Annotated in this window: 15 protein-coding genes; 7 read left to right on the forward strand and 8 right to left on the reverse strand. The window is 73.2% G+C overall.

What is annotated here, in order from left to right:
• Nucleotides 1–221: 221 nt before the first annotated feature.
• A complete protein-coding gene (locus QIS96_RS08800) occupies nt 222–1625 on the forward strand; it encodes an amidase (protein WP_282541872.1) in 1404 nt (467 codons plus the stop codon).
• A 105-nt stretch (nt 1626–1730) separates the two neighbouring features.
• Here QIS96_RS08800 and QIS96_RS08805 read toward each other — a convergent pair whose 3' ends face one another.
• Nucleotides 1731–1901 (reverse strand): hypothetical protein, encoded by a 171-nt coding sequence (locus QIS96_RS08805; protein ID WP_282541873.1) that lies wholly within the window; start codon nt 1899–1901, stop codon nt 1731–1733.
• Between the two features lie 353 nt (nt 1902–2254).
• Nucleotides 2255–3481 (reverse strand): polysaccharide deacetylase family protein, encoded by a 1227-nt coding sequence (locus QIS96_RS08810; protein WP_282541874.1) that lies wholly within the window; start codon nt 3479–3481, stop codon nt 2255–2257.
• Nucleotides 3482–4128: 647 nt separating this feature from the next.
• On the opposite strand from QIS96_RS08810, the gene QIS96_RS08815 reads away from it, so the two are divergent.
• Nucleotides 4129–4788 (forward strand): HD domain-containing protein, encoded by a 660-nt coding sequence (locus QIS96_RS08815; protein ID WP_282541875.1) that lies wholly within the window; start codon nt 4129–4131, stop codon nt 4786–4788.
• Between the two features lie 46 nt (nt 4789–4834).
• Here QIS96_RS08815 and QIS96_RS08820 read toward each other — a convergent pair whose 3' ends face one another.
• The 3 genes from QIS96_RS08820 to QIS96_RS08830 all read right to left on the reverse strand — a co-directional run bounded on the left by QIS96_RS08820 (nt 4835) and on the right by QIS96_RS08830 (nt 9720).
• Nucleotides 4835–6592, reverse strand: a complete 1758-nt coding sequence (locus QIS96_RS08820) for a hydroxysqualene dehydroxylase (protein WP_282541876.1) — start codon at nt 6590–6592, stop codon at nt 4835–4837.
• Nucleotides 6593–6684: 92 nt separating this feature from the next.
• On the reverse strand, nt 6685–8169 hold the full coding sequence (locus tag QIS96_RS08825) for an SDR family NAD(P)-dependent oxidoreductase (protein WP_282541877.1): 1485 nt from the start codon (nt 8167–8169) through the stop codon (nt 6685–6687).
• 183 nt (nt 8170–8352) lie between these two features.
• The gene (locus QIS96_RS08830) at nt 8353–9720 is read right to left on the reverse strand and encodes a wax ester/triacylglycerol synthase family O-acyltransferase (protein WP_282541878.1); all 1368 of its coding nucleotides are present in this window, start codon (nt 9718–9720) and stop codon (nt 8353–8355) included.
• Nucleotides 9721–10113: 393 nt separating this feature from the next.
• Here QIS96_RS08830 and QIS96_RS08835 point away from each other — a divergent pair, with 393 nt between their 5' ends.
• The 3 genes from QIS96_RS08835 to QIS96_RS08845 all read left to right on the forward strand — a co-directional run bounded on the left by QIS96_RS08835 (nt 10114) and on the right by QIS96_RS08845 (nt 13032).
• Complete coding sequence (locus QIS96_RS08835) at nt 10114–10968, forward strand: serine/threonine protein kinase (protein ID WP_282541879.1); 855 nt, start codon at nt 10114–10116, stop codon at nt 10966–10968.
• A 12-nt stretch (nt 10969–10980) separates the two neighbouring features.
• Nucleotides 10981–12522 carry a serine/threonine-protein kinase gene (locus QIS96_RS08840; protein WP_282541880.1) on the forward strand — a complete coding sequence of 514 codons (1542 nt, stop codon included), beginning with the start codon at nt 10981–10983 and terminating at the stop codon, nt 12520–12522.
• Between the two features lie 171 nt (nt 12523–12693).
• Nucleotides 12694–13032 carry an SH3 domain-containing protein gene (locus QIS96_RS08845; protein WP_282541881.1) on the forward strand — a complete coding sequence of 113 codons (339 nt, stop codon included), beginning with the start codon at nt 12694–12696 and terminating at the stop codon, nt 13030–13032.
• A 126-nt stretch (nt 13033–13158) separates the two neighbouring features.
• On the opposite strand, the gene QIS96_RS08850 is transcribed toward QIS96_RS08845, so the two are convergent.
• Entirely contained in the window at nt 13159–13872 is a 714-nt protein-coding gene (locus QIS96_RS08850; RefSeq protein WP_282541882.1) for an IucA/IucC family C-terminal-domain containing protein, read from the reverse strand.
• Nucleotides 13873–14120: 248 nt separating this feature from the next.
• Between QIS96_RS08850 and QIS96_RS08855 the strand changes: the two genes are divergently transcribed.
• Nucleotides 14121–15110 carry a DMT family transporter gene (locus QIS96_RS08855; RefSeq protein WP_282541883.1) on the forward strand — a complete coding sequence of 330 codons (990 nt, stop codon included), beginning with the start codon at nt 14121–14123 and terminating at the stop codon, nt 15108–15110.
• Nucleotides 15111–15266: 156 nt separating this feature from the next.
• On the opposite strand, the gene QIS96_RS08860 is transcribed toward QIS96_RS08855, so the two are convergent.
• On the reverse strand, nt 15267–16157 hold the full coding sequence (locus tag QIS96_RS08860; RefSeq protein WP_282541884.1) for a M23 family metallopeptidase: 891 nt from the start codon (nt 16155–16157) through the stop codon (nt 15267–15269).
• A gap of 109 nt (nt 16158–16266) precedes the next feature.
• Nucleotides 16267–17262 carry an acetylxylan esterase gene (locus QIS96_RS08865; protein WP_282541885.1) on the reverse strand — a complete coding sequence of 332 codons (996 nt, stop codon included), beginning with the start codon at nt 17260–17262 and terminating at the stop codon, nt 16267–16269.
• A gap of 788 nt (nt 17263–18050) precedes the next feature.
• Here QIS96_RS08865 and QIS96_RS08870 point away from each other — a divergent pair.
• The gene (locus QIS96_RS08870) at nt 18051–18392 is read left to right on the forward strand and encodes a VOC family protein (RefSeq protein ID WP_282541886.1); all 342 of its coding nucleotides are present in this window, start codon (nt 18051–18053) and stop codon (nt 18390–18392) included.
• Nucleotides 18393–18422: the final 30 nt, after the last annotated feature.

An 18422-nucleotide genomic window follows, 5' to 3' on the forward strand; every position in this document is an offset into this window, starting at 1 on the left:
CCGCGATTCATCGGAGGTCTGATGATTGAGGCGGCGCGTTCCGGTGTCAATGGGCCCTGCAGAAGGCCGAGTTCAGACAGTCATCGGATGTCCCAGGGGCTGATCGAGGCGGACCGGGTCGGACCGCAGGGGCTCCTGTCCGGCGTGCGGGGACCGGGCGTACCGTTCCCCCCGTTCCTCTACCCGTGACCGCACATCAGCACCAGCCTCAGGGAGTCGCCGTGACCAGCTGGGCCGGCCGCACCGCCGCCGAGATCGCCGCCGCCGTACGCGAGGGGGATGTGTCGCCGCGCCATGTGGTGGCGGACCATCTCGCGCGGATCGACCTCCTGGACGCCCGGGTGGGCGCGTTCCGCACGGTGCGCGCGGCTGCCGTGCTCGCCGAGGCGGACGCGCTCGCCGCCCGCGCCGATCTGGCCCGACTCCCCCTGGCGGGTGTGCCGGTGGCGGTCAAGGACAACCTGCCGGTACGGGGCGAGGCCTGCCGCAACGGCTCGGCGGCGACCTCCGCCGATCCCGCCGCAGCGGACCATGTGACGGTCGCCCGGCTGCGGGCGGCGGGCGCGCTGGTGATCGGCCTGACGAACGTGCCGGAGCTGTGTGTCTTCGGCACCACGGACGGCGTGCACGGCGCGGCCCGTAACCCCTGGGACCTGACGCGGACGGCGGGCGGTTCGTCCGGGGGCAGCGCGGCCGCGGTCGCGGCGGGCATGGCGCCGCTCGGCCTCGGCAACGACGGCATGGGGTCGATCCGCATCCCGGCCGCGCACTGCGGGGTGCTCGGCCTGAAGCCGGGCAGCGGCACGGTGCCGAGGGAGCTGGGCGGCGGCTGGTTCGGCATGTCCGAGAACGGCCCCCTCGCGACGACGGTCGAGGACGCCCGCCTGATGCTCTCCGTCCTCGCCGACGCCCCCTCCGCCGACGCGGAACCCACCGCCGGGCCCACCGCCGGGCCAGCCTCCCGACCGTCCGCCGGACCCGCCGCCGAGACCGCCCCGCTGCGGATCGCCGTGTCGGCGGCGCGCAGCCCGCAGCCCGGGGTCCCGGTCACGCACGCGTACGCGACGGCCGCGCGGGAGGCCGGAAAAGTTCTCGCGGGATTGGGCCATTCGGTGGACGCGGCGGACCCTCCGTACCCGATGTGGCTGGGCGCCACGGCGCTCGCGCACTGGTCGGCGGGTACGTACGTCGACACGGAGGGCCTTGACCTGGGCCGGCTCGCGCGGCGCACTCGGGTGCATGCGGCGCTCGGGGCGCGCTGTGCGGCGGGGGTGGAGCGCAGTCGGCGCCGGGAGCAGCTGCGGGAGCGGTTCGCGCCGTTCTTCGAGCGGTACGACGTCCTGCTCACGCCCGCGCTGGCGCGCCGGGGCCCGCGCGCGGACCCGTGGCACAAGCGGGGCTGGCTGCACAACGTGCTGGTGAACACGCGCTGCTCGCCGCTGACGCCGACGTGGAACCTGACGGGGTGGCCCGCACTGACGTTGCCGTTCGGGTACCTGTCGTCGGGGGCGCCGTGCGCGGTGCAGCTGGTCGGGGCGCCGGGCCGGGAGGGTCAACTGCTCGATGTCGCGGCGGCGTTGGAGGCGGCGCGGCCGTGGCAGCGTACGGCGGACGTGCGCCCCTGAGTGCCGGAAAACCCCAGCAGCCCCAGCAGGGCGCCTCGGCATGCGTCGGCCCCCGCGGACCGTGGTCCGCGGGGGCCGTTGCGATCAGCCGACTCCGGGTGGGAGTCAGTCGACGCCTTGAAGGATGTGCGGCTCCGCGAGGTCGTCCTCGTATCCGGCGAGCCTGATCGGCGCGGACCTGGCCCACACGTCGAGACTGCCCAGCTCTTCGGGCCGGCCCTTGCGCTCGCTGTGTTCCTTGGGGCGTGAATCGCTCTTCGTCTTCTCTGGTGTCACCGCGCACTCCTTATGTGTCGGGTAACCCCCGGTCGTTCCGGCGCGTCCCGTTTGCCGGGTGCCGAGGACCGAAGGGCTCGATCTGGGCAGTTCGGACGCGGTGGCGCCGGTACTCGTTCGGGCTGGGCCGGGTGATGACCGGCTTGCCCAGGGACGGGCCATGGGTGTTGGTGGAACCCCTTTTGGCTGTCCGCTTCGTACAGCGTAACCAAATGAGCGGCCCGCTGCTCGATGGGGCCAAAACTCGTCCGATTTATCACGATTCGTCACATTGATTCAGCCAAGATCCACCTCGGAAGCCTGGGACTCCCGCACAGCCGACCGCCGTTGTCGCCTCGCGGGACTCCTCGCGTTCACGCGGCCTTCGGCCGCTCGCCGACCTGGAGTCGCTGCAGCTCGGCCAGTACGGCGGGGTCCTGGACGTCGAGCCACTCCACGAACTGACGGAAGGACAGCAGGCGTACGTCCTTCTTGTCAGCAATCGTCCGGATCGTCTCTTCGACCGCGTCCATATAGATGCCCCCGTTCCACTCCTCGAAGTGGTTCCCGATGAACAGGGGCGCGCGATTGGTCTCGTACGCGCGCCGGAAGCCCGCGAGATACGCCTCGGTGGCCTGCCGACGCCAGGTCGGACAGTTGTACGAGGGTGTGCGGGTGGAGTTCTTCGACTGGTTGGCGAGGATGTTGTAGTCCATCGACAGGACCTCGAAGCGGTGCCCCGGGAACGGCATGGCCTGCAGCGGAAGGTCCCAGACGCCCTGCCTCTGCACCGGCCAGCGCTGCACGCCGCCGGGCGAGGACGCGTCGTAGCGCCAGCCGAGCTCGCGGGCGACGGGCAGCAGGTTCTCCTGACCGAGCAGACAGGGCGTGCGGCCGCCGATGAGCTCCTGGTCGTAGTCGAACGGCAGGGACGGCAGCTGGGACCAGCCGGTGTGGGTGCGCCAGCGCTGCACGAAGCCCTTGGCCTGATCGATCTCCGCGCGCCAGTGCGCACTGCTCCAGCGGGCGACGGAGCCGCTGCCGCCGCAGAAGTGCCCGTTGAAGTGGGTGCCGATCTCGTGGCCGTCGAGCCAGGCCTGACGGACGTGCGTCAAGGTCTCCTTGAGGTGCTCGTCGGTGAGATAGCCGATGTCGGACGCGCCTGCGGGGTTGTTCGGCGGGCGGTAGACGCGCTTCTTGTCCTCCGGCAGCAGGTAGAGGCCGGAGAGGAAGAACGTCATGTGCGCGTCGTGCTCTTTCGCCAGTTCGAGGAAGCGCGGGAAGAGCCCGTTGCCGACCTCGCCCGCGCCGTCCCAGGAGAAGACGACGAACTGCGGCGGCGTCTCGCCCGGCTCCAGCGGTACGGGCGTTGCGGGCTGGTGGGGCTGGCGGCCGGTGAACGAGGTGGAGCCGTCGCCGATCAGACGCGGCGCCTTCGGTGCGCCCTGCGGTCGGCCGCCGCCGGCAGCGGGCTTCTTCGGGCGGTGCGCGCCGTGCTGCGGGGCGGGGCGGCCGTCGGCACCGCAGCCCGCGAGCCCGACTCCGGCCGCGGCCGCCCCAAGTCCCAGGCCGAGCAGTTCTCTTCGGCCCACCGCACCCATGGCTCACTCCGTTCACTCGGCTCGCAGTCGCCCCATCTGTTGACCGAACAAGATGTACAAATCACGCATCTCGGGCCATTTACCTTGTTCGGCCTAGGGCTTGCCTGAGGGCGACTCTCATACCGGGCGCCGCGCAGGTCCGGGCGGGCGTCCGGATGTCCGCGAACGCGCGAGGGCCGGTGCCGCATCAGCAGTGCGGCACCGGCCCTCGCGCGTTCGTTTCCGTCTTCAGCTCTCGTGGACGCCTCGGCGGCGTACCCGAGAATCAGTGGCTCCCACGACTCCCGTCACCAGGGCGGCCGGCCAGAACGCCGCCGCCGCACGCGCCGAGGCTCGTGCTATCGCTTGCATCAACAACTCCCTATTCCCTCCGCACAGATGACCTTTTCTGACATCCCACCAGAAACAGGTCCGACGCCGGGAAATCTAGGTGCGGGCCGACCGCCCCGCGCGGCAGGGAGGGCCAGAAGGGGTGCCGCTCGGCGTGTCGCGTACCCCACATGGGCGAGCTGCGCTCGTCGGCCTCCGCTCGGGCCGGACGCGCGGGGTCGGCCCGTCCGGTGTGCGGGGTTAACGCCGCGTTGGTCGAGGCGTCAGGCGGGCATGCTGTGCTGCAACACCGGCACCGAGCCCGGAGGGAGCCGCGCATGGAGCCATGGAGGGTGCCGCAGAGGGCGCCGCGGACCGTCGACGAGCTGCTGGAACTCCTGTACTCCGGTAGGGGCGTGCACAGCGCGTCCGACCACGGCGGCACGACCGCCGACCTGCACGAGCACGCCCTGCGGACGGCGGCCCTGTTGCGCCGTTCCCGGCCCAGCGACAAGGAGTTGCAGGTCGCGGGCCTGCTCCAGGACATCGAGCTGCTGCTGCACCCCGGCGGCGCCGCACACGCGGACCTCGCCGACGCGGCCGCCGACGCGCTGCACACCCTGCTCGGCGGCCGCGTCGCCCGACTCGTACGCCTCCATGTGCACGCCGAGCGGTATCTCGCCGCCGTCGAGCCGAACCGCCCGCTGTCGCCGTCGAGTGCGCGGCGGGTAGCGCAGCGGGGCGGGGCGATGTCGGCGCCGGAGGCGGACGCGTTCGTACGGGATCCGCTGGCCGAGGACGCGGTGGCGCTACGGCAGGCGGCGGAGGCGGCGCAGGTGGTGGAGCTCGACGCGGGCGTGCTTGAGGACTGGCGGCCCGTGCTCGAACTGATCGCGGCGGGGCACGCCCTGCCGCCGCCGGGGGTGTTGCACCCCGCGCACCCCGGGGCGCCGTCGCGCCGGGCGGTGCCGCCCTCGCACCACCCGGTGCATCACTGATGTCTACTCAAATCCCTTCTGGGGCCGACTATTTGAGACAAGGGCGTCAGCCGAGGTCGAGGGCGTGCGGCAGGCCCGCTCGGTAGCGCTGGGCGTCGACGCGTTTGGCGAGGGCGAACTCGGGCGGGCTGTAGCCCTCGAAGAGGCGGGCCCGCTCGGCGTCCGAACCGGCCGCGTCGAGCACGCCGTTGGCGGCTCTGCGGCCCGCCTCGTTGGCGGTCTCCATGGAGGAGAAGTCGAGGTTGGAGTGCGTACGGGCGTAGTCGGCGCAGATGAACAGGTTGGGGATCGCGGTGGTCGTCTCGGGGCGGTGGCGCCAGGAGCCCTTGCCGTTGAGGAGGTAGGGCTCGTCGTTGCTGAGGCCGCCGGGACCGTCCTGCAAAGCCGGGTCCAGGTGCCAGGAGTGCACGAGGTCGTCGGGGAGGACCGACTCGCCCCGGTCCTCCAGGGCCCGCTTCATCTGGGCCCACACCTCGGCGGCGACCTCCCTGCGGGTGCAGTGCGCGGCGGGTTTGCCGTACAGGACGCCGGGCTTCTCCCAGTTGGAGATCACCACCGAGAGGCAGTCGCGCGCCCGGCCGTCGCCCCAGGTCGCGGGGAAGCCGGGCTGCCAGAACTGGCCCTGGGCGATGGAGACGAGGGCCCAGGGCGAGTCCACGTACACGACGTGGCCGTTGTGCAGCGGGGTCGGCTCGCGCAGGAAGTACTGGATGCCCTGGCACCAGATCGTGCCGAGCTTCGCAGTGCCGGCGAGGCTCGGGTCGGCGGCGAGGATCTCCTTGCTCCACAGGTCCTTGGCCCGGTCGGCGGGCAGTCCGGCGAGGAACCAGTCGGCCTTGATCCGTACCGAACTCCCGTCCGCCGTACGGGCGTCGGCGGCGGTGATGCGGCCGCCTTCGAAGGTCAGCGACTCCACGGTGTGGCCGGTGCGGAAGCGGACGCCGAGGGCGCGCAGGTGGTCCGCCCACGGGTCCACCCAGGCCTCGCTGGTGGGGCGGTCGAAGACCCGGTTGTGCGGGCCGTCGCTGCCGCGTCGCAGCATGTCGTACACGATGGCCTCGCCGCCCTGCGCGCACGTACGGGTGGAGGCGAGGCTGGGTTTGAAGGCGTTCAGGGTCTGTGCCGTGCCGCCGAACAGGCGTTGGTATTCAACGGACTTGGGGAATCCGGACTCGGCGCGGATGAACGTCCACCAGTCCATCTCCTCCCACTGCCCGAACAGCCGCTCCTTGCTGCTGGTGAGCAGGATCGCGCCGCGCTGCGCGAAGTACGCGGCCTCGTGCGGCGGGAGTTCGCCCACCTCGGCGACGAGCCCGGCGAGCATGCGCGTCACTGACTCGACGGTCAGCGCGCCGGACGCGGGCGGGGTGCTCGGGTACGAGAGGTCCTTCTTGCCGTCCTCGCGTACGAAGGTCTGCCAGGGGACCTGGGTGAGGTTGCCGTACACGCCCTCTTCGTTGCCGGGGTACGGGATGCGGCGGAGGGTGTCCGGCAGGTTGTGGTAGAAGCCGAAGACGGCGCGGTGGCCGTGTTCGCCGGGCAGGTCGCGGCGTCCGTCCGTGCCGGTGCCGGGCACCGGGACGGAGCGGACCTTGCCGCCGAGGACGGGGCGGCGTTCGTAGACGGTGACCTCGAAGCCGCGCTCGGCCAGTTCATGGGCGGCGGTGAGGCCGCCGGGCCCGCCGCCGAGCACCGCGACCCGGCGGCCGGGGGTGCGGGCGGCGGCGGTTCCCGTGCGGGTGAGGGCGAGGGCGCCGGCGGTGCCTGCGCCGTACCGGAGGACTTGTCTGCGTAAGACCGTCATGCCGGGTCAGGCTAGCGGCGCGCGGCGGTGAACCGAACGGGCTTCACCGAGCCGTCACTTGGCGTCGCGGGGCTTCAACTCGCCCTGTTCGCCTACCACTTGGAGACCGCGTAGTCCTTCAGGAAGACGCCGTACAGGTCCTCGCCCGCCTCGCCGCGCACGACCGGGTCGTAGACGCGGGCCGCGCCGTCGATCAGGTCGAGGGGGGCGTGGAAGCCCTCCTCGGCGAGGCGGAGCTTGTCGTAGTGCGGACGCTCGTCGGTGATCCAGCCGGTGTCGACCGAGGTCATCAGGATCTGGTCGGTCTGGAACATCTCCTGGCCGCTGGTGCGCGTCACCATGTTCATCGCGGCCTTCGCGGCATTGGTGTTGGGGTGGCCCGCGCCCTTGTAGCCGCGGCTGAACACGCCCTCCATCGCGGAGACGTTGACGACGTACGCGCGGCCGCTCGCCGCCTTCTTCGCGGCCTCGGCCATGGCGGGGCGGAGCTTGGAGATGAGGATGAACGGCGCGGTGTAGTTGCAGAGTTGGGTCTCCAACAGCTCCACCGGGGAGATCTGCTCGATGGTCTGCACCCACGTGTTGGTGTCCACCACGTCGGGGACGAGGCCGCCCGCGTCTATGGCGGTGCCCGCGATGTGCCGCTCCAGGCTGGCGTTGCCCGCGACCAGGGCGAGGTCGGCGACCTCCTGGGCGTCCATGCCGCTGATCCCGGCGGGCAGCGCGGCGAGGCCGTCGACCGCGCCGGAGCCGAAGGCGCCGATGACGTGGTGGGCGGGCAGCTCACCGGCGGGCAGCGGGGCGCTCTCGCCGTCGACGAGGGCGGCGTACGCGGAAGGCAGGCGGCGCACGGTCTGGGTGGCGTTGTTGATGAGGATGTCGAGCGGGCCCGCCTCGGCGACCTGGTCGGCGAGGGCGACGGCCTGGGCCGGGTCGCGCAGGTCGATGCCGACGACCTCGAGGCGGTGCATCCAGTCCGCCGAGTCGTCCATCGCCTTGAAGCGGCGGATGGCGTCCTTGGGGAAGCGCGTGGTGATCGTGGTGTGCGCGCCGTCGCGGAGCAGCCGCAGCGCGATGTACATGCCGATCTTGGCGCGGCCGCCGGTGAGCAGGGCGCGCTTGCCGCTGAGGTCGGCGTGGGCGTCGCGCTTGGCGCGGTTCTCGGCGGCGCACTCCTGGCAGAGCTGGTGGTAGAAGGCGTCGACCTCGACGTACCGGGCCTTGCAGATGTAGCAGGAGCGGGGGCGCTGGAGTATTCCGGCGATCTCGCCGACGGTCGAGGAGGAGGGCAGCAGGCCCTGCGTCTCGTCGTCGATGCGCTCGGCGGAGCCGGTGGCGGTGGCCTCGGTGACGGCCTTGTCGTGGGCGGTCTTGGCGGCCCTGCGCTCCTGGCGGCGGCGCTGCTTCACGGTGCGGTAGATGCCGGCGGTGGCGCGGCGCACGGTGATCGCGTCGGGGTGGTCGACCTCCAGCTTGTCGAGTTCGTCGAGCACGCTGAGGCAGACGGCCAGGCGCTCGGGGTCGATCCCCGGACCGTACGTCTGGCTCTCGTCCGCCGCCTCGTGGGCAACCGTCATGGCCGTTTCCTCGTGCTCGCTCGGGCCCCCCGCGCGCGTGCGCCGGGGCCAGGGGAAGTTTCCAAAGAGGGAACTTTACGTAGGTGCGGCACCCGAAGCCAAACCACCGGGGAGCGGGCAGGCCCGGGAACACGCCCCGGACCTGCCCGTTCACCGTCCTCCCGGTCACTGCCCGCGCGGCTGTCAGCCCTGCGTCGGCCCGGCCGCCTCCGCCGCTTCCGCCGCCTCCCCGAGCGCCGTGATCTCCGCGCGCAGCGCCGCCGCGAGCCGGTCCAGGTCCGGTACGGCCTGCGCGTCGGCGATGAGCCCGTAGTGGACGTTGCCCCGGTACGTGGAGACCGCGACGGCGAGGGACTGGCCGGGGGCGAGCGGCGCGAAGGGGTAGACGGCGTCGAGCGGGCAGCCGCCGAGGCGCAGGCCGAGACCGGGCAGCGGGACGCTGGTGACGAGGATGTCGAAGAGCAGCCGGGCGGCCTGTGCGACGACGGGGCCGCCGAGCCGGTGACCGAGCGGCGGCACATGGTCGGCGAGCAGGGCGACGGCGCCCGCGCCGCGGTTGGGCCCGGCCTCCTTGTTGCGGTCCATGGCCGTACGGACCGCGCGCAGCCGCTCCAGCGGGTCGGACTCGGCGACGGGCAGCCGGATCAGATAGCCGGAGAGGCGGTTGCCGCCGGGGTGGGCGTCGCGCGGGCGGCGCCGGGAGACGGGGATCAGGGCGCGGGGCCGGACCCGGTCGCCGTTCTCGCCGCGCTCGGTCAGCCAGCTGCGCAGGGCGCCCGCGACCGCCGCGATCAGGACGTCGTTGACGGTGCCGCCGGTGCGCTTGCGGATGCGGTGCACGTCGTCGAGGTCGACGACGACGCCGGCCGTGCGGCGGGTCCCGGTGGCGGGTGCGGTGAGGGCCGGGGCGGCTTCGAGGAACCCCCAGGTGGCGCGGGCGACGGAGGCCCCGATGTCCAGGGCCTGGCCGACCTCGCCGACGCGGCGGCGGAACACGTCGAGGGACTTGGACAGGTCGGGGCGGCGGCGGGCCGCGCCGTCGCCCGTACGGGAGTCCGCGGGCTTGGGCGGCTTGCGGCTCGGGGGCGAGTCGGGCAGCGGGTCCATGAGGCCCGCGGCGAGCATGAGCGCGCGCAGGCCGTCCGCGAGGGCGTGGTGGAACTTGAAGAGGACCGCGAAGGACGTGCCGTCCACGCCCGGCAGTACGTGCACCTCCCACGGCGGGCGTGCGCGGTCGAGGGGCCGCTGCATCAGCTCGCCTGCGGCCTCCTGGAAGTCCCGGGCCACGGCGGCGAGGCGGACGTGGTGGGCGGGGTCGAAGTCGGCGTCCGGGGCGCGTACGGCGCCGCCGACCGGGAGCAGCGCGTCGCGGATGCGCATCCGCAGCCCCGGCACGGCCGCGCAGCGGGCGGCGAGAAGGTCGGCCGCGTGCCGGGCTGCCTCCGGGGAGTCGGCGGCGAAGACTCCGAGCGCCCCGAGATGCATGGGGTGACGGTCGGACTCGATGTTCCAGAAAGCCAGGTCGAGAGGGGCGAGCAGGTCTGGGGTCATGGGCGTGCCTCGCGTCGGCGACGGGGAACTTGAGTCAATCCCGGCCCGCTGACTACGGTCAAGTACGTTCAGGACACGCTCCGTTACGAGCAGATTAAGTCTTGGCCCGTGCCGCCCAGACGCCTCACGGGGAACATCGCCCAGGCCGGCCGGGAGCGGTCGTCGAGGTCGCAGCCGCCGTCGGAGTGGTGCTCACCGTCGGAGCGGGCGCCCCGCGCCGGGTCCCGGCCGCCCCGCGTCAACCCGGCGGGCGCGTTCACCCCGGCGATTGCAAGGCGGCTCGACGGGCCGCTCGCAGCTGGGCCGGATCCGCGCCCTTGCAGGGCTTTCGCAACTGTTTGACCTCTCTTGGGTCCTAGACTCGGCGCGTGCCTGAGCAGGGGGAGGGAAGGCATGGACACGGTCATCGTGCAGCTGCCCGAGGAGCCGTCGGACCGGCCCGGGAGCGGCCGCGTTCCGGGGCGCACGGACCGGCCCCGGCTGCTCCGCCTCGGCCCCGGCGACACCGCCGACTTCGGCCGCGGCGCTCCGGACGTACCCGTTCCGGTGACCTTGGACGACCCGGCGGTGTCCCGCAGGGCGGGCCAGATCGTGGCGGCGGAGGACTACTGGCGGCTCTCCAACTTCAGCCGTACGTCGACGTACGTCGTACAGAACCTGGAAGGCGCGGGCGAGCATGTGAAGGTCGCTCCCGGACGGGTCGGCGCGCCCGTGCCGTTCGAGTTCTCGCGGGTGCTGCTGCCGGGCACGGACGGCGAGGCGACGTTCAAGGTGTTCGCGCCGGAGCACGCCTATCTGGACGGCGGCCCGGCGGGCGAGCGGGCGGCGTCCGTGCAGCGCGGGGAGCCGACGACCAGCCCCTTCGCCCTCGATCCGACGTCGAAGTACTTCCTGGTGCTGCTCGCCCTGTGCGAGCCGCGGCTGCGCCGGCCGTCGAGTGCGGCGGTGCCGGGGGTGGGCGAGGTGGTGGAGCGGCTGCGCGGGCTCGACGGCTGTGCGGGGCTGACCCGCTCGGCGGTCAACTACCACATCGACTACCTGACTTCGGTCAAACTACGGCTCCGCGACGACGGCGGCAGCGGCGTGAGCGGCGGGAGCGGCAGGGGATCGACCGGCTCCGGCAGTCAACTGACCGGTAAGCGTGAGGAGTTGGTGGCGTTCGCGCTCCGGTTCGACCTGGTCCGTGAGGAGCATCTGCCGCTGCTGCCCCGCCGCGGCGGCGGCGTCTCCGCGCAGGGGCCGGCGTAGGGCGCGCGGCGCATGGGACTCGGCAGCACTCCCCCGATCGACGTTCCCGACGGGTACCGCGTGGGGCCGTGGCGGATCAACACGCCGATCGGATCGGGCAGTTGGGGCAGCGTGTACGCGGCCGAGCACGTCGAGGACGGTACGCGGGCGGCGGTGAAGTTCCTGCGGACCGATCTGCTGACGCCGGGCCAGCGCGGCGACATGAGCGAACTCGTCGCGCGCGAGGTCAAGTTCAGCCTGGAGGCGGACCATCCGCACCTGGTCCGCACGCACGCGGCGCACACCGTGCGCGACCGGGACAGGCCCGAGCTCGACGGTCTCATCGCCCTGGCCATGGACCGGGCCGAGCACAGCCTGCAGGAACTGCTCGCCGCCGAGCCCGGCCGGGCGCTGCCGTCGGCGGAGCGGGTCCTCGCCGGGGTGGCCGCGGGCCTCGCGCATCTGCATGGGCGCGGCTGGGTGCACGGCGACCTGAAACCGGCCAACGTGCTGCTCGCGGAGGGCGGTGCGGTGTGGCTCGCCGACTTCGGCCTGACGACCGAGCTGGAGGGCACGCACGCGTACGTGCCGCCGCTCGGCACGCTCGACCATGTGCCGCCGGAGTGGTGGTCGGAGCGGACGGGCGCGCGGGGCACGAAGGTGCGTCCGGCCGCGGACGTCTGGGCGTTCGGGGTGGTGGCGCACCAGGTGCTGAGCGGCGGCCTGCATCCGTTCCCGGGCGCCACGGCGCGGGCGCGGGCGCTCGCCGCGCAGGCGTACGCGCGCGGCGGCGCGCCCCTGCGTCTCGACGCGTCGGTGCCGCCGGGCTGGCGCGCGCTGATCGCCGACTGCCTGCACCCGGAGCACGCCGTACGCTCCCGTCTGAACGGCGAGCAACTCGCGTTGCGTGTACGGGAGTTGGGTGCGCCGGAGCGGCCGTCGCGGTCGGCCCGGCGGCGGACGGCGGTCCTGCTCGCGACGGCCGCGACGGCACTCGCGGCCGCGACCGGCTCGGCCCTCCTGCTCACGGCTGCCCCCGACTCACCTTCCACAGGCGGGCGTTCCGGGGCTCAGGCCGTCCCCCCGGCCTCCGCCCAGGCCCTCGCCGAGCACGCCGCCGTCCCGCGCGAGCTACGGCCGCACATCACGAACGCGTCGATGCGGTGCGCCGACGAGGCCGTGTCGCCCGCCCTGATCGCGGCGATCCTCAAGGCCGAGAGCGGCTTCGACGTGCACGCGCACCGGGTCCGCCACGGCAAGGACGGCATCGCGGTGCGGGAGCACGGCGTCGCCATGTGGACGCCCGAGGTCTTCCGCGACTGGGCGAAGGACGGCGACGGAGACGGCAGGACGGACCACATGAACCCGCCGGACGCCATCGCCACCCTGGGCTCGTACCTCTGCTACCTCGCCGGCTCCTTCCGCGACCACGGCATGACCGAGGACCTCCCGTCCCTGCTCGCGGCGGCCTACCGCACCAGCGGCAAGGTCGTACGAGCGGAGCGCGGGGTGCCGGAACGGACCCGCGCACACACGGAGCGGATGCGGAAGTTCCTTGCGGAGTACGCGAGTTGAGCCCCGCCGACATCGGACAGCGAGGGCGCCCCTGACATCCGTCAGGTACCGCTCCCCCGCTGTGCCGCCGATCCTGGAACACGTAAGGACGAGCTCCCGACGGGCCGTCGGCAGACGGTGCGGGCGGGGCTCGCGAACGGGGAAACTCCAGCACGGGGAAGGAACATCATCATGGGTATCAACGGGGTCAAGAAGGCTCTCGCCGGGTTCGCCGTGACCGCCGCGACCGTGGGGGCCGTGGCCGCCACCACCGGGGCCGCGCAGGCCTCCGCCCCCGCGGCGCAGGCCGCTCCCGCCGCCGCCCAGGAGGCCAAGGCGCGCGTCTGCACCGTCAACGACAACGGCGTCAACTTCCGCGGCGGGCCCGGCCCGGAGTACCCGGTGCTCGGCAAGGTGAACCGGGGCCAGAACATGGACCTGCTCGGCACGCAGGGCAACTGGGTGCACGGCAACCTGTGGGGCGGGCACACCGGCGTCTGGATCCACACGGCGTACCTCGACAACTGCTGACGCCGTCGACGCCGGTACGGCACGCTCACACGGCACGCCCGTACGGCACTTCGGGCCCGCACCCCTTGACCGAGGGTGCGGGCCCGACCCGTGCGCGCGTCTCCGGTCAGCGCCGGGCCGTTGGGCTCAGCGCCGGGCGGGCGGTCGGTCGAAGCAGCAGTCGCCGCAGAGTCCGCCGCTCGGGCAGCGGTAGTAGAGGCAGCAACTGCGGCGGCGGAAGCGCGGGGGCCCGGCGTCCAGGTCCAGGACGCCGGTGCAGGCGAGTTCCGGGTGGCGGAACAGGGCCGCGCCGAGGTCGAGGGCGCGGGCGGCGACGTCCGGGCGGTCCGCGCGCCGCGCCCAGGAGTGCTGCTCGCGTACGGCGCCGGCGAGCGCGGAGCCCGCGTTGCCCCAGAGCAGCGGCTCGGCGATCCGGTGGCGGCGGCGCAGCGCGGCGGCGAGCGGGACGAGGTGGCCGTCGATCACGCTCGCGCCGAGGTCGTCGAGGGGCAGCGTCCGCACCTCGTCGAGCCACAGGTCGTCGGGGCTCGTGCCGTCCGGGTCCCAGCGGAGCCGCCGCGGGTCGACGTCCAAGGCCTTCCCGTACAGCGCGGCCGCGCCCAGGCTCACGGACCAGAGCCGGGCGGCGAGCCCCAGCTGGGCCACGGAGGCCCCGATGCGCGGCTCCGGCGCACCGAGCCGCGAGGTCACTTTGTCGACACGGAAGTCGAGGGGGCCGGCTCCCTCCTCGTACACCCGGGCCAGCGGAACAGCGGCCCGCGCCTGCGGAACGGGTGCGTCCGGCCCGCCCGTGCGCAGGGCGAAGAAGCCGCCGACGGAGCTGAGCAGTCGAAGATCCACCGCCCCATGATGCCCGGCGCCGACGGACCGCTACGCGTACCTGCCGCGGGTCCTGCTGTGAGGTCTGCTGTGAGGTCTGGCCAAAGGTCACCACCCCCAGTTGGACGCGGCGAGGGGCGTACTCCATCGGCAGTACGAGGGAATGCCTGCTCAGGGACGACGACTAAGCGGAATGTGCGGGTCATCTTGGACGTTATGGAAGGCGACCGTTCACCGCAGGAGCCGCACGATCTGGCAAGGAGGCGCCGATGAGCGCCCTCGTACTGGCAGTGCTGCTCTCCCTCGTCTCGGCCGTCGCCTACGCGGGCGGGGCGATCGTCCAGGAGCGCGTGGCGGTCTCCGACCCGCACACATACGCCCCGGTGCGCCGCCCCGGCTGGTGGGCGGCGGTGGGCCTCAACGGTCTGGGCGCGGCCCTGCACGTGGCGGCGCTCGCGTTCGGGCCGCTCAGTCTTGTGCAGCCGCTCGGCGCGCTGACCATCGTGTTCGCGCTGCCGATGGCGGCTCTGTTCGTCGGCCGCGGGGCCGGTCCGGCCGCCTGGCGCGGCGCGGTCCTGGCGACGGTGGGCCTCGCCGGGCTCCTCTCGCTCGCGGGCGACGCCGCGTCCGACTCCCTCGCCGGGCCCGAGCGGGCGACGGTCGCCCTGGTGACGTTCGCCGCGGTCGCGGCCCTGCTCGCGGCGGCGCGGGCGGCGGCCCGCGCGCCGGTGGTGCGCAGTGTGCTGCTCGCGACGGCGTCGGGCATCGCGTTCGGCATCGCGTCCGTGTTCACGAAGACGGTCGCCGTGGACGTGACCTCTGGCGCGGGCCTGACCGGCGCGTCCAGCCTCCTCGTCATCGCCGTCCTCGCCGTCGGCGGTCTGCTCCTGTCGCAGGCCGCGTACCGGGGCGCGGGCCTCGCGGTTCCGCTCGCGGTCGTGACGGTGGTGAACCCGGTGGTGGCCGCGACGGTCGGCCTGACCCTGTTCGGTGAGACGTTCCGGTACGGGACCGTGGGGGCGGTCGGGGCGCTGCTCTTCGGCGTCGCGACGGCGGGCGGCCTGGTCATGCTGACCACGGAGCGCATCAGCCGTACGCGCCAAGGCTCGGCGCCCCGCACGTCACGGGTCGGCGGGGCTGCGGCGCCCGCGGCGCCCGCGACGCCCGCGGGGCCGGTGCTGCCGAGGGTGCCGGACGATCCGGCGGCCCTCGACGGTCTGGGCGACGATCTGCGGTTCGACCATCGGGTGGGGTCCTGAGGCGGCTTGCGGCCGCATGCGTTTTCCCCTCCCCGCCCCTTCCCGAAAGACTGCCGTCGGCTGTCGTTCGTCTACCGCGCCGCCGTGGCTGGTCGCGCAGTTCCCCGCGCCCCTAAAAGATCAGCCCCTCCGGCGTAGGGGCGGGGAGGGGAGAACTCAGATCCGGACGCCGCCCGCTCGCAGGTATGCCAGTGGGTCGACGTCCGAGCCGTAGCCGGGGCCGGTCCTGATCTCGAAGTGCAGGTGGGGTCCGGTGGAGTTGCCGGTGGAGCCGGAGCGGGCGATGCGCTGGCCCGAGCCGACGTCCTGCCCGGCCCGCACGGTGAGCGCCGAGAGGTGGGCGTACTGGCTGTAGCGGCCGTCGGCGTGCCGGATCACCACCTCGTATCCGTACGCGCCGCCCCAACCGGCCGAGACGACCCGGCCCCCGGCGACGGCCCGCACGGACGTGCCGGTCGGCACGGCGAAGTCGACGCCCGTGTGATACCCGCTCGCCCAGGAGCCGCCCGACGCGCGGTAGGGAGTGCCGATGCCGGCGGTGACGGGTGCGCTGAGCGCGTCGCCCTTCGGTTTTGGGTCCGGCTCGGGTCGGGGCTCGGGCTTTGCCCGGGGTCCGGCTCGGTCGGCCGTCGTGCCGCCGTCGCGCAGGGCGAGCCGCTGGCCGGGCACTATCAGGTCCGGGTCCGCGCCGATGACCTTCCGGTTCGCCGCGTACAGGACCTTCCAGCCGCCGTCGACGTTCTCGGCGTCCGCGATCGCCGTGAGGCTGTCGCCGCGTACGACGGTGTAGAGCTCGGCCTTGCCCGCCTTGGACTGCGGGGTGGTCTCCGGGCGTACGGCGGGGCGGGGTGCGGCGCGGTGCCGGATGTCGGGGGCCCGTGCGTCGAGGTTGTCCCAGGTGTGCGCGTCGGCCGCGTGCGCGACGTCGGCGCCGGTGCCCGCGCCGACGAGCGGGAGCGCTATTCCGGCGCCGCCGGCTGTGACGGTGAGCGAGGCCCGGTTGATCCTGCTCGCCCTGTACCGGCGGTGCCGGCCGCGTAAGCCCATGAGAGTTCCCCTCAAGTCGCTTCCCCGACGGGGGACATGTCGGTGTTCCCCGGATGTGTCGAGCGCCGCCAACGTAGGCGCCCGCCGCGGCGCCTGACAAGAGGTCGGGTCACGGAGCGGTCAAGTACCGCGGTAGCCAGCGCAGTTGGGCGTCCTGCTGGTATGGTCCGCCGCCTTCGTGCTCGTTGAACTCGTACACCTCGATGCGCTTGTCCTCTCCCGCGTACGCGTTGAACGCGCCGAACACCGTCGACGGCGGGCACGTCAGGTCCTGCAGCGCCACCGAGAACAGGGCCGGGGCCTGGGCGCGCGCGGCGAAGTGCACGCCGTCGAAGTAGGACAGCGTGCGGAAGACCGAATCGCCGCCGATCCTGCGGGACTTGAGGTACGAACCGATCTCTTTGTACGGCAGATGGTCGGTGAGGGTCGCGGCGCGCGGGAAGTCGCAGAGGAACGGCACGTCCGGCAGGACCGCCGCGAGATCCGGTACGAGGCCGCTCACCGCGATCGAGATGCCGCCGCCCTGGCTGCCCCCGGCGACGGCGACGCGGGCGGGGTCCACCAGCGGGTGCGAACGGACGGCCTCGACGGCGCGCACGGCGTCCGTGAACACGCGCCGGTAGTAGTAGTCGTGCGGGTCCTCGACGCCGCGGGTCATGAACCCGGGGTACGCGGGGGCGCTGCCCACCGGGTCCGGGGTGTCGCCCTGCGCCCAGCCGCCGCTGCCCTGGCCCCGGGTGTCCATCACGAAGTGCGCGAACCCCGCGGTGGCCCACAGCAGATGCATGTGCGGCAGGCCGCGCCCGCCGCCGTACCCGATGTACTCGACCACCGCGGGCAACGGTTCCTCGGCGCCGGCGCGGGCGCGGGCGTTTGCGGGGAGGATCAGCCAGCCCTTGACGGGGTGTCCGCCGTAGCCCGCGTACGTCACGTCGAAGACGCGTACGTTCGTGAGGGCGGTGTCGACCGGCTCGAACCGCGCCGCCAGGTCGTGCTCGCGGGACTCGGCCAATGTCTTCAGCCAGAACTCGTCGAAGTCCGCGGGGGCGGGGTGCTCGGGGCGGTACGCGCGCAGCTGGTCGAGCGGCAGATCGAACAACGCCATGGGCGGCAGTCTCCTCTGACTCGTGTCACGCGCGACTCACGCGTCTGACTCTCCGGCTCTTCGTCGGTACGGCAGCATGGCCGATCGCGGGGGCGGTGACCAGAGCGCGTTCTTTTCCCCACCAACGCCCCTTCCCGAAAGTCCTGCCGGACGGGCCTCCTCAAACGCCGGAGGGGCTGATTTTCAGCCCCTCCGGCGTTTGAGGAGCGGGGGTCTGGGGCGGAGCCCCAGTAGCGCCTACTTCATCGGGCCCGGTTGCGGTTCCGGTTCTGGGACCGGGTCGGGGCCCGGGGGCTTCGGAACCGGGGACGGTTGGGGCTCGGGGGTCGGCTTGGGCTCCGGGTCCGGGACCGGTGACGGGAAGGGCCCGGGGTCGGGCCGGTCCGGGCCGGGGCCGGGGCCCGGCGGGGGGCCGGGCGGCACGGGGCCGGGGGTCGGGCCGGGAGGCACGGGCTCGGGGACCGGCGTCGGACCCGGCGTAGGACCAGGCGGTACGGGGTCGGGCACGGGGTGCGTCATGGGGAACTCCTCCTAGGCAACGCGTTCCCGGATACGGCGGGTCCACGCCTGCACGGTGACACCGGCACCACAAGCAACCCTGTGCGCCCGGGGCCTGCCGCGCAACAGCAGCAGCAGGCGTGCGGTCGTTCTGGGATCAGCCGGTCAGCCCGTCACCCTCCGCAGCCGCACCACCGCAATGTCCCGGGACGTCTTCCGCCGGTACGTGCAGGCGTACGGCGCGAACAGCTCGACGGGACGGGGCGGAGCGGGCTCCCTACGATGACGGCATGGAACTCGCCCTGTTCGCCGGAATCCCCGTGACCGACTACGCGGCGGCCCTCGCCTGGTACGAGCGGCTGTTCGGCGTCCCCGCGACGTTCTTCCCGAACGACGTCGAGGCCGTCTGGGAACTCGCGGAGAACCGCTCCGTCTATATCGAGCTGCTGCCCGAACGCGCAGGTCACGCCTTTCACACCCTGTTCGTCAGCGATTTCGACGAGCGCGTCGCGGCGATCGCCGAGCGCGGCATCGAGCCCACGCGCCGCGACACGTACGAGAACGGCGTGCGCAAGGCCACCTACCGCGACCCGGACGGCAACGAGATCGGCTTCGGCGGCGCACCACTCTGACCGGGGGGGCGGCCGGGGGTCCCCTGTGCC

Origin of the sequence: Streptomyces cavernicola, from assembly GCF_029968035.1 — a bacterium.
Taxonomy (GTDB): Bacteria; Actinomycetota; Actinomycetes; order Streptomycetales; family Streptomycetaceae; genus Streptomyces; species Streptomyces cavernicola.

Coding starts and splice junctions, on each gene's coding strand:
- QIS96_RS08810 (WP_282541874.1), bottom strand. CDS start 3,481: ATGGGTGCGGTGGGCCGAAGAGAACTGCTCGGCCTGGGACTTGGGGCG.
- QIS96_RS08815 (WP_282541875.1), top strand. CDS start 4,129: ATGGAGCCATGGAGGGTGCCGCAGAGGGCGCCGCGGACCGTCGACGAG.
- QIS96_RS08820 (WP_282541876.1), bottom strand. CDS start 6,592: ATGACGGTCTTACGCAGACAAGTCCTCCGGTACGGCGCAGGCACCGCC.
- QIS96_RS08825 (WP_282541877.1), bottom strand. CDS start 8,169: ATGACGGTTGCCCACGAGGCGGCGGACGAGAGCCAGACGTACGGTCCG.
- QIS96_RS08830 (WP_282541878.1), bottom strand. CDS start 9,720: ATGACCCCAGACCTGCTCGCCCCTCTCGACCTGGCTTTCTGGAACATC.
- QIS96_RS08835 (WP_282541879.1), top strand. CDS start 10,114: ATGGACACGGTCATCGTGCAGCTGCCCGAGGAGCCGTCGGACCGGCCC.
- QIS96_RS08840 (WP_282541880.1), top strand. CDS start 10,981: ATGGGACTCGGCAGCACTCCCCCGATCGACGTTCCCGACGGGTACCGC.
- QIS96_RS08845 (WP_282541881.1), top strand. CDS start 12,694: ATGGGTATCAACGGGGTCAAGAAGGCTCTCGCCGGGTTCGCCGTGACC.
- QIS96_RS08855 (WP_282541883.1), top strand. CDS start 14,121: ATGAGCGCCCTCGTACTGGCAGTGCTGCTCTCCCTCGTCTCGGCCGTC.
- QIS96_RS08860 (WP_282541884.1), bottom strand. CDS start 16,157: ATGGGCTTACGCGGCCGGCACCGCCGGTACAGGGCGAGCAGGATCAAC.
- QIS96_RS08865 (WP_282541885.1), bottom strand. CDS start 17,262: ATGGCGTTGTTCGATCTGCCGCTCGACCAGCTGCGCGCGTACCGCCCC.
- QIS96_RS08870 (WP_282541886.1), top strand. CDS start 18,051: ATGGAACTCGCCCTGTTCGCCGGAATCCCCGTGACCGACTACGCGGCG.